This window comes from Parasphingorhabdus sp. NYA22, assembly GCF_976973735.1.
Genome location: NZ_OZ333477.1, coordinates 1233201 through 1247500 on the forward strand (window position 1 = coordinate 1233201; position 14300 = coordinate 1247500).

At 56.2% G+C, this 14300-nt stretch carries 14 protein-coding genes and 1 other annotated feature (1 of these 15 only partly in view); of the genes, 7 read left to right on the forward strand and 7 right to left on the reverse strand.

Annotated elements, in window-relative coordinates; translation table 11 throughout:
* Nucleotides 1-5 precede the first annotated feature (5 nt).
* Together ACWFTY_RS05965 and ACWFTY_RS05970 are read right to left on the reverse strand one after the other, a co-directional pair.
* Nucleotides 6-1180, reverse strand: a protein-coding gene (locus tag ACWFTY_RS05965) for an IS3 family transposase (protein ID WP_447526853.1) whose coding sequence is annotated in 2 segments (ribosomal slippage) — nt 6-946 and nt 946-1180 — 1176 coding nt in all. Because the reading frame shifts where the segments join, the coding sequence is not laid out codon by codon here.
* Nucleotides 837-953 (reverse strand) — a sequence feature (AL1L pseudoknot). Its footprint overlaps the gene before it by 117 nt.
* The gene (locus ACWFTY_RS05970; protein WP_447526451.1) at nt 1086-2054 is read right to left on the reverse strand and encodes an AAA family ATPase; all 969 of its coding nucleotides are present in this window, start codon (nt 2052-2054) and stop codon (nt 1086-1088) included. The genes ACWFTY_RS05965 and ACWFTY_RS05970 overlap by 95 nt, the downstream gene beginning before the upstream one ends.
* A 514-nt stretch (nt 2055-2568) precedes the next feature.
* On the opposite strand from ACWFTY_RS05970, the gene acnA reads away from it, so the two are divergent.
* The 3 genes from acnA to ACWFTY_RS05985 are packed head-to-tail and all read left to right on the forward strand — an operon-like array spanning nt 2569 to nt 6480.
* Nucleotides 2569-5253, forward strand: coding sequence for an aconitate hydratase AcnA (gene acnA / locus ACWFTY_RS05975; RefSeq protein ID WP_447526452.1), 2685 nt, complete (start codon nt 2569-2571; stop codon nt 5251-5253).
* Nucleotides 5254-5299: 46 nt separating this feature from the next.
* A complete protein-coding gene (locus tag ACWFTY_RS05980) occupies nt 5300-5953 on the forward strand; it encodes a carboxymuconolactone decarboxylase family protein (RefSeq protein WP_447526453.1) in 654 nt (217 codons plus the stop codon).
* Nucleotides 5950-6480 carry a VOC family protein gene (locus tag ACWFTY_RS05985; RefSeq protein WP_447526454.1) on the forward strand — a complete coding sequence of 177 codons (531 nt, stop codon included), beginning with the start codon at nt 5950-5952 and terminating at the stop codon, nt 6478-6480. The genes ACWFTY_RS05980 and ACWFTY_RS05985 overlap by 4 nt, the downstream gene beginning before the upstream one ends.
* Here ACWFTY_RS05985 and ACWFTY_RS05990 read toward each other — a convergent pair.
* Nucleotides 6477-7115, reverse strand: a complete 639-nt coding sequence (locus ACWFTY_RS05990) for a TetR/AcrR family transcriptional regulator (RefSeq protein ID WP_447526455.1) — start codon at nt 7113-7115, stop codon at nt 6477-6479. The two genes, ACWFTY_RS05985 and ACWFTY_RS05990, sit on opposite strands and share 4 nt — an antisense overlap.
* Nucleotides 7116-7275: 160 nt before the next feature.
* On the opposite strand from ACWFTY_RS05990, the gene ACWFTY_RS05995 reads away from it, so the two are divergent.
* The 3 genes from ACWFTY_RS05995 to ACWFTY_RS06005 all read left to right on the forward strand — a co-directional run bounded on the left by ACWFTY_RS05995 (nt 7276) and on the right by ACWFTY_RS06005 (nt 11897).
* The gene (locus ACWFTY_RS05995) at nt 7276-8850 is read left to right on the forward strand and encodes a DUF389 domain-containing protein (RefSeq protein WP_447526456.1); all 1575 of its coding nucleotides are present in this window, start codon (nt 7276-7278) and stop codon (nt 8848-8850) included.
* 61 nt (nt 8851-8911) lie between these two features.
* Nucleotides 8912-10297 (forward strand): DUF4139 domain-containing protein, encoded by a 1386-nt coding sequence (locus ACWFTY_RS06000; RefSeq protein WP_447526457.1) that lies wholly within the window; start codon nt 8912-8914, stop codon nt 10295-10297.
* A 16-nt stretch (nt 10298-10313) separates the two neighbouring features.
* On the forward strand, nt 10314-11897 hold the full coding sequence (locus ACWFTY_RS06005) for a DUF4139 domain-containing protein (RefSeq protein WP_447526458.1): 1584 nt from the start codon (nt 10314-10316) through the stop codon (nt 11895-11897).
* Between the two features lie 8 nt (nt 11898-11905).
* Here the strand turns inward: ACWFTY_RS06005 and ACWFTY_RS06010 are convergent, their stop codons facing one another.
* Together ACWFTY_RS06010 and ACWFTY_RS06015 are read right to left on the reverse strand one after the other, a co-directional pair.
* A complete protein-coding gene (locus tag ACWFTY_RS06010) occupies nt 11906-12325 on the reverse strand; it encodes an acyl-CoA thioesterase (protein ID WP_447526459.1) in 420 nt (139 codons plus the stop codon).
* Complete coding sequence (locus tag ACWFTY_RS06015) at nt 12318-12617, reverse strand: hypothetical protein (RefSeq protein ID WP_447526460.1); 300 nt, start codon at nt 12615-12617, stop codon at nt 12318-12320. The genes ACWFTY_RS06010 and ACWFTY_RS06015 overlap by 8 nt, the downstream gene beginning before the upstream one ends.
* Before the next feature lie 119 nt (nt 12618-12736).
* Here ACWFTY_RS06015 and ACWFTY_RS06020 point away from each other — a divergent pair, with 119 nt between their 5' ends.
* On the forward strand, nt 12737-13165 hold the full coding sequence (locus ACWFTY_RS06020; RefSeq protein ID WP_447526461.1) for a CBS domain-containing protein: 429 nt from the start codon (nt 12737-12739) through the stop codon (nt 13163-13165).
* 43 nt (nt 13166-13208) lie between these two features.
* Here ACWFTY_RS06020 and ACWFTY_RS06025 read toward each other — a convergent pair whose 3' ends face one another.
* Both ACWFTY_RS06025 and ACWFTY_RS06030 read right to left on the reverse strand, forming a co-directional pair.
* Entirely contained in the window at nt 13209-14012 is an 804-nt protein-coding gene (locus tag ACWFTY_RS06025; RefSeq protein WP_447526462.1) for a sugar phosphate isomerase/epimerase family protein, read from the reverse strand.
* Nucleotides 14013-14119: 107 nt separating this feature from the next.
* Nucleotides 14120-14300, reverse strand: partial view of a lipopolysaccharide biosynthesis protein gene (locus ACWFTY_RS06030; RefSeq protein ID WP_447526463.1) — the end only. The gene runs 1331 nt beyond the window's last position; 181 of the gene's 1512 nt are visible here — the last part of the coding sequence; the start codon falls outside the window, past its right edge — the gene reads right to left on this strand; it ends in the stop codon at nt 14120-14122.

Sequence of the window (14300 nt, forward strand, 5' to 3'; positions counted from 1 at the left end):
TTAAGTTAAGCGGCCATGTTGGTTTCGTCCAGCATGGCGTAGTAGTTTTTCTCAGCTTCCACGGGCGGGATATTGCCGATGGGTTCCAGCAGCCTTTTATTGTTGAACCAGTCTACCCATTCCAGTGTGGCATATTCGACGGCCTCTAACGACCGCCATGGTCCGCGCCGGTGGATTACCTCTGCCTTGTAAAGGCCATTGATTGTTTCAGCCAAAGCGTTGTCATAGCTGTCGCCGACGCTGCCGACCGATGGTTCGATGCCTGCCTCGGCCAAGCGTTCAGTATATTTGATCGATACATATTGACTTCCGCGATCGCTGTGATGGATCAGACCGCCGCGATGCGTGGGCCTGCGATCATGTAAAGCCTGCTCCAAAGCATCGAGAACAAAGCTGGCATGGGCGGTTCGGCTCACCCGCCAGCCAACAATGTAGCGGGCGTAAACATCGATCACGAAGGCGACATAGACAAAGCCCGCCCAGGTTGCGACATAGGTAAAATCTGACACCCACAGCATATTGGGCGCTGGCGAGTGGAACTGCCGGTTCACATGGTCAAGCGGACAAGGCGCTGCTTTATCGCTGACCGTGGTGCGCACTGGCTTGCCTCGTATCACGCCTGCCAAGCCCATGTCGTGCATCAGCCGTTCGACCGTGCAGCGTGCAATATCATAGCCTTCACGCTTCATCTGCCGCCAGACCTTGCGCACGCCATATACCCCGAAGTTCTCGGCAAACACTCGGGCCACCTCCGGCTTCAGCAGTATATCGCGCTGCGCGCGGGCTGACATGCGTGATGGATCTTGCCGCTTGGCCACATGACTATAATAGGTTGACGGGGCGATCGGCAGCAACTTGCAGATCGGCTCGACCCCATAAGATCCACGGTTATCGTCGATAAACGTGATCATCGCTTGAACGGGCGGTCGAGCTCCGCCTGAGCAAAATAAGCCGATGCCTTACGTAAAATCTCGTTGGCCTGGCGCAGTTCGCGGTTCTCGCGTTCCAGTGCTTTTAGCTTGTCAGCAACATCGCTGGGAACCCCGGCGCGCGTGCCGCTATCCACTTCCGCTCGCTTGACCCATTCATGCAGTGTCGGCGGTGAGCAGCCGATCTTCTGAGAAATGGACACCACCGCTGCCCAGCGCGATGGATAATCCTGTCTGTGCTCCAGCACCATGCGGGTCGCCCGTTCGCGAACCTCCGGTGAAAACTTGTTTGTGGTCTTGCTCATAATAGCTCCTTCTACTCAAGAGTTGGAGCCTCCGGCAATCCCGGGGCGGTTCAAGAGGCCTAGATAACTTTTGTCTAATTTTGGGGTCAGCATGACTTAACAAAGACAAGTCTAATGGCACATTTATGTTCTTATGTTCATCAGAAAAAAACAGAATTTGAGGAACCAAATCAGATAGTGCATTGATCGCGATCTGATGGGGGTCGTGATCAGTTTCGAATTCCCGCGTGCTGTCAATTTGCGCTGGTATATCGGAAATATAATCCGAATATTTTTCAAGATCTATCTTCTCTAGATTGCTTTTGAAACTCTGGATTTCGTCGAAGGTGTCTTGATCAAGCTTTGCGATGGAAGTGCATAAAAGGTTTGCGTGCTCCTTGAGTACGTTTGGATCAAATTCTTTTGATGCATCTGTTAGAGCTTTCATCAACTTTCTGTTCTTTGCACACTTGAGTATATTTCTACCAAGCTGAACCCTTGCACGGGTGTCTCTTTCCGGCGTTGGCTCCGCCCTGTACGTTCTCTCACCATCTTCTTTTTTTGTTACATGTAGTTTTGATCCAGCCTTAACATTCAAATCCGGCTCATCTCCGAGTTCGACTACAAATGTCATTGTGATTTTTGTTTCGGTATCTGCAAGCTGGGTTCTGTCTGAATGAATAATTTCATGGTCCCCAGACATATATTCGATTGCTTTTAATATACTCGTCTTTCCCGCCTCATTGGTGCCCACGATTGAAACAAGTTTATTTGATATATTGATATTTGTAGGCTCTTCGAAACGCCGAAAACCTTGCAATCTTATATTTTGTAAGCGCATCCCTTACCCTCCCTCAATCTTATCAACTTTTGCTTCCAATAGATATTACTAGCGATCTAAGAGACGGCAAAATATGTACGCACCATTACCATAATATGTTTAAATCAATTTACGACACGAGACGTAGTTTATTGAAATTGTAGTACGTTTTGAATTTGTCCGCAGATTAGGACTACAATTAAGTGTACCAAAGATCAAAATTTTCTAATCTTACTCAACACAGTTCCAACTGATTTTGCTTTTGCCGCAACATACGTCAGACATAGGCACATTTATGAGCATTGACTTGGTCAAAATTTTGCAGGCAAACAATCCCCGAAGACGGCAATCAAATGATGCCGACGCCAAAGTTGTGTAACATGGTCATTTTATAGCGGACCCAACAAACCCCCCTTCCACAAATCCAACACATAAGCTAAAGCGCTCCCGAACGCGATTCATCAACCGTTTTGTGCCACCAACAGCGCTCTCCCCACTCGGTTGAACCAACGATAATAAAACGGAGCAACTATCCATGACCACCACCGGCAAAGACACCCTCGGCACCCGCTCGACGCTCACCGTCAACGGCACCGATTACGCCTATTATTCGCTCGCGAAAGCGGCGGAGAAACTCGGCAATATCGACAAGCTGCCTTACACGCTGAAAGTGCTGCTGGAGAATATGCTGCGGTTCGAGGATGGCGGCTTTACCGTTGACAGCAAAGACGCGCAGGCGGTGGTTGACTGGCAGAAGGAAGCCAAGAGCGCAGCGGAAATTCAATATCGTCCGGCCCGCGTGCTGATGCAGGATTTCACCGGCGTGCCCGCCGTGGTCGATCTCGCGGCGATGCGCGACGGGATCAAGGCGCTGGGCGGCAATGCCGAGCAGATCAACCCGCAGGTGCCGGTGCATCTGGTCATCGATCACTCGGTGATGGTCGACGAATTCGGCACGCCGCAAGCGTTCGAACATAATGTCGAGCTGGAATATCAGCGCAATATGGAGCGGTACGAATTTCTGAAATGGGGCAGCAAGGCGTTTGACAATTTCTCCGTTGTGCCACCGGGAACCGGCATTTGCCATCAGGTGAACCTGGAAAATATCGCCAAAGCCGTCTGGTCGTCGAAGGACGCCGAGGGCAATCTGGTCGCCTATCCCGATACCTGTGTCGGCACCGACAGCCACACGACGATGATCAACGGTCTCGGCGTGCTCGGCTGGGGCGTTGGCGGGATCGAGGCGGAAGCCGCGATGCTTGGTCAGCCGGTATCGATGCTGATCCCCGAAGTGGTCGGTTTCAAATTGTCCGGCAAGCTGGCCGAGGGCATTACCGCGACCGATCTGGTGCTGACCTGCGTGCAGATGCTGCGCCATGTCGGTGTGGTTGGCAGCTTTGTCGAATTTTACGGCCCCGGCCTGAAAGAACTGTCGCTCGCCGATCGCGCGACCATCGCCAATATGGCGCCGGAATATGGCGCGACCTGCGGCTATTTCCCGATCGACGAAAAGACACTGGAATATCTCGAACTGACCGGCCGCAGCGCGCAGGATATCGCGCTGACCGAAGCTTATGCGAGAGAACAGGGCTTCTGGCGCTATGACGAGACCACCAAGGATGCGATCTACACCAAGACGCTCGAGCTGGACATCAGCACCGTGGTGCCGTCGCTCTCCGGACCGAAATTGCCGCAGCAGCGCGTGTCGATGGCCGAGCTGGACGAGGAATTTAACCGCGATCTGAAAGCCGTGTTCGGCGTTGACGATGACGGCAAGCGGGTCGACGTCGACGGCAGCGACCAGGGCTTTGCCCATGGCGATGTCGCGATTGCCGCGATCACCAGCTGCACCAACACCTCCAACCCGACGGTGCTGATCGCCGCCGGTCTGGTCGCGCGCAAGGCGCGGGAACGCGGTCTGCAGCGCAAGCCATGGGTCAAGAGCTCGCTGGCACCGGGATCGCAGGTGGTCACCGACTATCTCGACAAGGCGGGGCTGAGCGAGGACTTGAACTATCTCGGCTTCAATCTGGTCGGCTATGGCTGCACCACCTGTATCGGTAACTCGGGGCCGCTGCCGGCGCCGATTTCCAAGGCGATCAACGAAAATGATCTGGTTGCCGCGTCGGTGCTGTCGGGCAACCGCAACTTTGAAGGCCGCGTGTCGCAGGACGTGCGCGCCAACTATCTCGCTTCGCCGCCGCTGGTTGTCGCTTATGCGCTGAAGGGCACGGTCCGCGAGGATATGTACGAAACGCCGATCGGGCAGGGCAAGGACGGCGAGGACGTTTTCCTGAAGGATATCTGGCCGACCAACGCCGAAGTGACCGCGATGGTCAACAGCTTCGTCAACCGCGACATGTTCATGAGCCGCTATGCCAATGTCTATAAGGGCGACGAGCAGTGGCGCGCGATCGACGTCACCGGCGGCGACACCTATCAATGGCGCGCCGGCTCCACCTATGTTGCCAACCCGCCTTATTTCGACGGCATGACGATGACGCCCGAGCCAATCAGCGACATCATCGAGGCGAAGACTCTGGCACTGCTGGGTGACAGCATCACCACCGATCATATCTCGCCAGCCGGCGCGATCAAGGCGGACAGCCCTGCCGGAGAATATCTGCAAAATCATCAGGTTAACAAGGCTGACTTCAACAGCTACGGCTCCCGCCGCGGCAACCACGAAGTCATGATGCGCGGCACTTTCGCCAACATCAGAATCAAGAATGAAATGGCCGACGGAAAAGAAGGCGGTTACACCAAATATAACGGCCAGGTCATGCCAATCTACGACGCCGCGATGAAGCACAAGGCCGACGGCACGCCATTGGTTGTCATCGGTGGCGAGCAGTACGGTACCGGTTCCTCCCGCGACTGGGCGGCGAAGGGCACCAACCTGCTCGGCGTCCGCGCGGTCATCGTCGAAAGCTACGAACGGATCCACCGTTCGAACCTCGTCGGCATGGGCGTCCTGCCACTGCAATTCGGCGAAGGCACCGATCGCGAAATTCTCAGCCTCGATGGTTCGGAAAGCTTCACCATCAAGGGCGTTGCCACGTTGAAACCGCTGCAGGAAGTCGAAGTCGAAATGACCCGCGCCGACGGCACGACATCGACCTTCAAGACGATCTGCCGGATCGATACCGCCAACGAAATGGAATATTTCCTCAACGGCGGCATCCTGCAATATGTTCTGCGGAATCTCGCGAAAGGCTAGAACGCCACGCTATATTGTGCATAGTCGGGGCATAGGAGAGAGACCCATGCCCCGACTGCGCGAAATACCCCGGTCCGAAGTGACCGACGACTATGTTCTCGGTCTCTATAATATGCTGTTCGGTGACCGCGATCCGGTAGCCGAGCCCGGCACAGCGACCGGCACACCGGGCAACTGGTGGACCGTCTTCGCGCAGGTCCCCGACGCTTTCAAACATACCAGCGAGGGCTTCGGTTTCTACCGTTCCCCCAATCGCAAACTCGATCCGAAGCTGCGCGAACTCGGCCAGATCCGCGCCGGCTATGCGGTAGGATCGCAATTTGTATATTCCCAGCACAGCAAGGCGATGCGCTTCGAAGGCTTTTCCGAAGAGCAGGTTGCGGCGATCCCCAACTGGTCGGTCGCCGATTGCTTCAGCGATGTCGAACGCGCGGTGCTCGCTTACACCGATTGCCTGGTGCTCGAACGGGGCAGGGTGCCCGACGGTGTTTTCGCGGCGCTGAAAAAACATCTGAGCGAAGTCGAGATACTCGAGCTCACCTACATCACCTGCACCTATATGATGCACGCTGTAATGAGCCGGGCGCTAAAACTGGAGTTCGACGACGTACTGGAACGCGTTGTCGAAGTGCCCGCACCCGATGGCGCCACCGCCGATGTCATGGGCATGGTCGACAAACGGAACGGAGCGAACCAATGAGCTACCACCATCTCGCCCTCGCGGCGAAGGACATGAAAGCGATCCACGCCTTTTACGAAGGCATCATGGGCTTCGAACTGGTCAAGGTAGAGATTGCACCGGTGATGGGCGGCGGCTGGGGCAAGCATTTCTTCTACCGGATGGATGGCGACGACAGCCGGTTCATTGCCTTCTGGGAATTGATGGAAACACCGGGCGAAGCCGGATATTCCTATGACCTCAACGAAGCCGCGGGAACGCCGCAGGGCACCAACCATTACAGCTTTTCCGTCGATACGGCAGAGCAACTGAAAGGCTGGCGTAAAAAATGGAATGCCGCCGGACTGGATGTGCTGGAGATCGACCATAATTGGTGCCACTCGGTCTACACCCGCGATCCCAATGGCAATATGATCGAATTCTGCCTGACAACGGGTAGTTTCACCGACGAAGATCGCCAGCGCGCCCTGGCAGCGCTGGACGAGACAAAAATGAACCCGTCTCCGTCGCCCGCCATGATGAAACAATGGCTGGCGAAAGACGCCTAGCCGGCGACGTGCAGTTCGGGCTTGGTGATTAAGCGATCGTTATCGGCCTGCAAGCCTTTGAAGATCGTGTTGATCACGATCCGCAGCCGCTCTTCGGTCGCCAGATGCATCATCTGCATCATCAGCTGGGGATTGCAAAAGGGCTGCATCATGGTGTTGACCAGAGACACGACAGCGTCGAGTTCCAGGCCTTTGAAATAGCCTTTCTCCATCGCCTCGGCGAGAATTGAGGCCATATAATGATCGGCCAGATCGACATAGCCCTTGATCACGTCAAAATGCTCGTCACCCAATTCCATGTAGGATTCAAACAGTTCCGGATCATCTTCGTAACGCGCCCGTTTGATGACCACGCGCTTGGCGAAAAACTGGTAGAGTTTCTCTTCGACCGGCATATCGGCGGAAACCAGTTCCTCCATGATGACCAGCAGTTCCGCAAACCATTCCCCCGCCATGGCTTCGGCCAGCGCGTCCTTATTTTCGAAAAAGCGATAGAGATTCGATGGCGACATGCCGACGGCTGTCGCGAGGTCGCTCAGCGTAAAGCTGATTGCGCCTTTTTCCTGAATCATCCGGTCTGCGGCAGCGATTATTCTCAGGCGCGTAGCGGCGATGTCGGTCTCGGGACGTGGCATGATGTGGCTCCCCTCCAGGCTCCTTGGCGCGGCATTATAGCCGCTGTGATCTATATAGGTGATACAGTTTCATGATAAAAGACGGAACCCTTCATTTTTCAACTACGCCAGAGGTAATCTTTATCTATTCGCGGTCAGTTTTCAGCGCTAAAGCAATGATATGAAAGACGATCAGGTTCATTCGGCAAGTCCGGAACAGTCAAAGTCAAAGCCGTCATCCGGTCCATTGGATCCGCTGACCGGCAGCATTCGTCTGTTCCGTCGCTGGTGGCGGATGGTCGTACGCGCCGATGTCGATCAGCAAGCGGTTATCGACAAAGTGCGGGAAGACAGCGGTTTTACACCCCATTTTGCATTCATGACGTCGATGTCGGCTGGCATCGCGATTCTGGGTTTGCTTCTTTCCTCTCCAGCCGTCGTAATCGGCGCCATGCTGCTCTCGCCCCTGATGGGACCAATAATGGGAGCGGGCTTTGCTCTCGCTGTCGGTGATTCTGCCTGGTTGAGAGAGAGCGGCAAGGCGATCATTCTTGGAAGCATCATCTCGATCCTGTTCGCCGGACTGGTTGTGACCTTGTCGCCGCTGCAAACCGTCACGGCCGAAATTGCAGCGCGCACCCGGCCCAATCTGTTTGACCTGCTGGTCGCGCTTTTCTCCGCTCTCGCCGGTGCTTATGCGATGATCCGGGGACGGATGGGGACGATCGTCGGTGTTGCTATCGCCACGGCTCTGATGCCACCGCTGGCGGTGGTCGGCTTTGGTCTGGCGACCTTTAACTGGGCGGTATTCGGCGGCTCGCTGCTGCTGTTTTTCACCAACCTGATGACCATAGCGCTGACCGCGACCGCCATGGCCTGGCTCTATGGTTTCCGCTCCTATCTTTCCGAACGCCAATCGCAGTTTCAGATTGCAGCGATGGTGGTGGTGTTTATCGCGCTGGCCATCCCGCTTGGTCTTTCGCTGCGGCAAATCGCCTGGGAAGCCAATGTTTCGCGCTCGGCCAATGGCTATATCAAGGACCAGTTCGGCAAGCGCGCGAGCGTCTCGCAAATAGAGATAGATTTCGACGCCGAGCCGATCCTCATCAACGCCACCGTATTCACGCCAAAGATTCTTGCCGGGGCGGCGGAACAAAGCTCGAGAGTCTTGAGCAGGACTTTGGGAAAACAGATTTCCGTCAACGTGGAGCAGTTCAAGGTCGAAACGGGAGAAGACGCAAACTCAGCCGAACTCGCGGCCGCGAAAATGCGGGAGCAGGCCCAGCAGGCTGAAATTCAGGTTACCCGGCTGCGAGAAAATCTCGCTCTGATTGCCGGGGTTTCTGTCGATGACGTGACGCTGGATACCAGCAAGCGGCGCGCGATGGTCATTGCAAAGCCGCTCGCAGGTGCGTCGCTTGCTTCCTATTACGCGCTTGAGCAGCGGGTTGCCGCTGGAGCAAAAGGCTGGGTCATAAGGTTGCAGCCGCCGGCCATCGCCTTGCCGGATTTGAAAATCACCGAGGGTGCACTGGACCCAGCGTCAAACGCCAACCTGGATTTGATAGTCTGGGCTTCCGAGCGGATAGGCTTGCCATTAGGCATGAGCGGGGCTGCTGACGGAAGAGCCGTGGCCAGAGAGGCCTTGAAAGCAAAGAATATCACGGTGGGTCAGGAATCCGATGCGACCATAGCAAATGGCGGTGTCAGGTTGCGCTGGCTGGCGCCATCCGAGAGCACGGGTACACAGCAATAGATGTTTATGTCAGGTTCATTTCCAATAGGTTAGCTTCTGTTCTCGATAGGGGAGAAAGACTATGCGGCATTTCATGTTCACCGGACTTTTGTTGGCGAGCGTTGCAACACCAGCCATCAGCCAATCCTCACCGGATGAATCGGCGCAGGGTGCCGTCTCGGTCACCATCTACAATAATAATCAGGCGCTGGTGCAGGATGTTCGCAATCTGAATCTGCCCAGGGGGCGCAGCAAGCAGCAATTTCCAGACGTCTCGGCGCAAATCCGCGCAGAAACGGTGACATTGTCAGGCCCTGGTATTGGCATTGTCGAACAGAATTTCGATTTCGATCTGCTTACCCCCGCCAAGTTGATGGAAAAGGCCGTTGGCCAGACGGTGACGCTAATCCGCACCAATCCGGCAACCGGCGCGGAAAGCCGGGTGCGGGCGGAAATACTAGCCGCCAACGGTGGCGTGGTGATGAAAATCGGCAATACCATTGAAGTGCTGCGCGACGATGGCCTGCCGGTGCGGGTGATTTTTGATCGGGTACCCCCCAATTTGCGGGCGCGACCGACTCTCTCCATCACCCTTGAATCTGCTGGCGGACAGGTACCAACGGCGCTCAGTTATCTCACGCCGGGTCTCGGCTGGAAGGCCGATTATGTGACCTTGTTCGACGAAGCCAAGCAGACGATTGATGTGCAGGGATGGGTCACTCTGACCAATAACAGCGGCACCGATTATCGTAACGCCAGCGTATTGCTGGTTGCGGGAAGCCCGAACAGTGGGCGCGGGCGCAACAGCTATCCGCAATGGCCGACCGGCACGATCGATAGCGCTGGTACCGAATCCGGTGATCGCGAGAGGCTCGGCGATTATTATCTTTATCCGCTCGCCGAGCGCACCACGGTTGCCAATGCCCAGCAGAAGCAGGTCAGCTTTCTGGATGTGACGGCGGCACCGGCGCGCAAGGTTTACGAATATACCAATGGCTGGCTGGGTTCCAGCGACGCAAGCAGCGCCAGTTCCGTGTTGAAATTCTCGACGTCACGATCCGGCGGTTTGGGCGACCAGCTGCCCTCCGGGGTCATGCGCGTCTATATGCGCGACAAGCGCGGCGATCCCCAGTTCATCGGCGAAAGCCAGATCGAGGCAACGCCGATGGGCTCGTCCATGTCGATTCGCACCGGCGAAGCCTTTGACGTAAAGGTCAAGACTGTGGTCGAGGAACGCACCCGCCGTTCGTCCAGCCGCTGGCGCACCAAGATGCGTTACGAGGTTACCAATGCCCGACCTGAAGCCGCTACGGTTGATCTGGCCCAGTCGGGACTATGGGGTGATGTCCGCGTCGAGCAGGAAAGTCAGGCCAGTGAGCGGGTGTCGGCGGACAAGGTTGAATGGCGGCTAAATGTACCTGCCAATGGCAGCGTAACGGTGACCGCTACCTTCGACAGTCGCTATTGATCGGATAACGAGCGGTATGACCGTCTCCCGGCTCTTGACCTTTGTGGCATTGGTACTGTTCTCGCAGTCCGCCCCGCTTGCCGCCCAGAAACTGGTCATTTCGGACCAGCCCGAGGACGTGTCGATCACCATTTACCGGGCGCCCGGGCGAGGGGACAGGGCGATCAATGCCAATTGGCCGCAGGGCTATGCGCTTATCACCGAAACCCGCACTGTCCGGCTGCCTGCGGGAGATGCTATGGTGCGTTTCGAAGGTGTGTCCGAAGGCATGTTCCCGGAAAGCGCTATCGTGACCGGCCTTCCCGAAGGTGTGCGGGAGAAGAACCGCGATGCGCGGCTATTGTCGCCGCAAGGTCTGGTAGACGCCTATCTCAAGCGCGAGGTCTCGATCACTCGCACGGACAAGGCTACCGGAGCTTCCCGGACCCAGAACGTATTCCTTACGGCGGGTCCGGACGGCGGCGTGATCTTCGAGAGTGACGAGGGCTTTGAAGCTCTGCGCTGCACCGGCCTTCCGGAACGGATGACCTTTGCGAAAGTACCAGAAGGTCTGTCGGCCAAACCGACGCTTTCGATCCTTACGACTTCACAGCGCGCGCTGACCGCGAAATTGACTCTGACCTATCTGGCCTCCGGCTTCGACTGGCAGGCCAATTATATCGCGACGGTCAAGCAGCTCGAAGCGGGCGAGACGGCCAAAATGGATCTGTTCGCCTGGCTGACGGTAGCCAATGGCGGCAACCAGAGCTTTGACAATGCCAATATGATGGTGATTGCAGGTGAACCCAACCGCGAGCGGCGGGATGATCAGGTCCGTCCGACCGGCGGCGGCCTGCAAATCCAGTGCTGGCCGATGCAGAGAACGCATGAAGTGCCATACAATCAGGGTTATATTTCATCGATTCCGCCCCCACCGCCGCCCGCACCGATGGCGATGATGGATGACGGCGGCGAAAGGATTGTTGTTACAGGTCATCGGCGCAGCGATAAAATGATGGAAATGGCGTCGCCCGTCGCCGTTGTCGTGGCAGAACAGGAAGATCTCGGCGACCTTAAGCTGTATCGCGTTCCGGAGCGGGTAACGGTAAATGCCAAGGGCCAGAAGCAGGTCGCGATGATCGTCCAGCCGGACGTGACCTATGAACGTGTCTATGTCGCGCGCGCCGGCAATTTTAACCAAGATAGCGCCGCGGTCAGCTATATTTTGCGCAGCAGCAATGATGCGAAAAACGGGCTCGGTGTGCCGCTCCCCGCGGGGACAGTTGCGGTGTTCGAAAATAGCTTTTTCGGGCCGCTGCTGGCCGGAGAAGCTGCTTTGCAGGACCGGGCAGTGAATGACGAAGTCGAGATGGAAGTCGGGAGCTCAGCCGACGTGCGCTTGTCAGTGATCCAGACGCGCCAATCGAAGCGCAAGACAGGCTGGCAGGCTGTGGTGACAAATGCCCGCGATCATCCAGTCGATTTTGAAATGGAGATTCCCTATGAGTTGTCCGGTCGGGTCAGGGGCGTGACTGCAATCGACGGCGTTCCGACTTGGCGCGTAACCGTTCCGGCCAATGGTGAGGCCAAACTCTCTTACACGATCAAACTACGCCAATAGCGGAAAAGCTATTGTTTCAGATATTTCTGTTTTGACTCTTCCGGGATCGCCCGGGGATGATGGTTTTCATCAAGCGCGACAAAGGTAAACAGGCCGCTGGTCACTGGCACTTGCTCTTCATCCAGATTCCGCGACGCAATCACATTCAACCGGATCGCTATCGACGTTCTGCCGATACGTTCTACCCGAGCGTAAACCGATATCAGATCGCGAGACAGAATTGGTGCGATAAATTCCATCGCCTCGATGGCGACGGTCGCGGTCGATCCGCGCGCCACTCTTGCCGCCATGATGCCGCCGGCGATATCCATTTGCGACAACACCCAGCCACCGAAGATATGGCCGTTGTTGTTCAGGTCGCGGGGTTGTGGCGCTACCCGCAATACGGGTTGCACATTCGCCAGTTCGGACAGATCATCATTACTCATCGGGGGAGATATCCTTTGAAACCGGATCATCGATCGATTCGTCATGGCCGGTACCGCTCGACAGGAACACCAGGCCCATCAAGCCTGCCATCAGCATCAGTGCGAAGGCTATGCCGGCCGCCGTGGCGAGATACATGTGGATCGATACGAATCCATGCATGTAGAAAAGAATGCCCAGCGAGACCGCGACGCAGATCAGCGTGAACATCGCCATCCCGCGCATCAGGCGCCAATATCGAGCCCATGCGACGCTGGCGTAAAGCGGATCATCAAGGCGGGAAGGCTGGGGCAATGGGAACTCCGGTGGTTTTCAGTGCATTGGACGGGAATCCTGTTACCATCAACCCCAATCACTTTCAAAAACATGTTATAGAGATGCAATAAACAGAATCAGAGCCGAGGAGAGATACCATGACCATAAATTCGATTTTGCAGGGACGCAGCGGCGAAATATATAGTTGTACCGCCGACATGTCGGTCTCCCAGGCGGTCGAAATACTGGCAGAAAAGCGTATCGGCGCGCTGCCGGTGCTGGATGGAGATCGGATCGCGGGTATATTCTCCGAACGCGACGTCCTCCACTGTTTGCGAAAATATGGCCATGCCACCATGGATCATGCGGTGCGCGACGTGATGACAGCAGATGTTATTTCCGTCGAGCGAACCAAAAGTGTCATGGGCGCGCTGTCATTGATGACAAAAAGACGAATTCGTCACTTGCCGGTCGTTGAAGACGGTAAATTGGTCGGATTTGTCTCGATCGGTGATCTGGTCAAATATAGGATCGACAAGATCGAAAGCGAAGCAGCAGCGATGCGCGATTATATCCAGTCAGCCTAGCTGCTGGCCCTATAGAATCGGTCAGTCAGCTTAGCCGCTGACCTTATAAAATCGGAACGCCGTTCTGATCTAGATACTCCATACTGCTATTGCGCACGGCAATTGCGCGGTCGGTCGCATCGGAGAATTGATCCCGATAGGCTTTGGAGCGGACTTCCAGGCTGAGCGGAATATCACGCGGTAGCGCCCGTATGATATCGGCCACCGGCAAGGCTCCTTCGCCCGGACAGCTGCGCAAATCCACCGCGTCTTCCAGATAGGCTTCAAAGCTAGCCACGCAGTCCAGACCGCCATCGCAGATTTGCGTGTAGGGGAGCAAAGATGCTTCCAATTCTTCCAGTTCGTCGGGTCTATGGCCGGCGCGCTGGAAGTGAATCGTGTCGATCAGCAGCGCCGCCGCCGGATGGTCGGCTTTCCGGATAATGGCGAGTGCGTCCCCCATCGACTGCACCGCGGTGATCTTCAGAAACTCCAGTGCTACCCGCATCCCGCCGGGCGCTGCCCACTCGCACAGCTGATGCAGGGCGTCGGCTGTTCTCCCGTGATCCGGTTCCGAGCTGACGACCAGAATATTGGCGGCGCCTAGGTCTATTCCTGCGTCGATGATCAGCCTGTGATCTTCCGCCAGCTTGCCACCTTCTGGTATCCAGATGACTTCGACATCAAGCACCGACAGATCGTGAGCCCGGATTGCATCCAGCGTTGCCCGCCGGTTCTCCGGCGTCCATGTCCCGGGTTCGATGGTGAAGCCGACATGGTTGAATCCTGCGCGCCCTGCAGCATGCGCCACTTCTTCGGGTTGAAATTCGGGCAATGTACCCGCCGCGAGCGATAAGATATGAGCCATGCCAGCAAGCTGGGCTGTTCATCGCCTTTCGGCAATGGCCATTTTGATGAGGCAAATTCTGCAGCAGAACTGTGCTCATGCTAATCTGATGACTGACGGCATTCCACCTATATCGATTCCGCGTCGAGATTTGTCGGGCCCGGTTCCGGCGGTTTGCGACGGACAATCAGCCGGATCACCTCGAGCAAAGTCGGCTTGGCCAGAATATATAGCAATCCGGCATAAGCGATCCCGCCGGTTCCGACGAGCAGCGCCAACCGGGCATAGACGATCATCTCCGGCAGCATC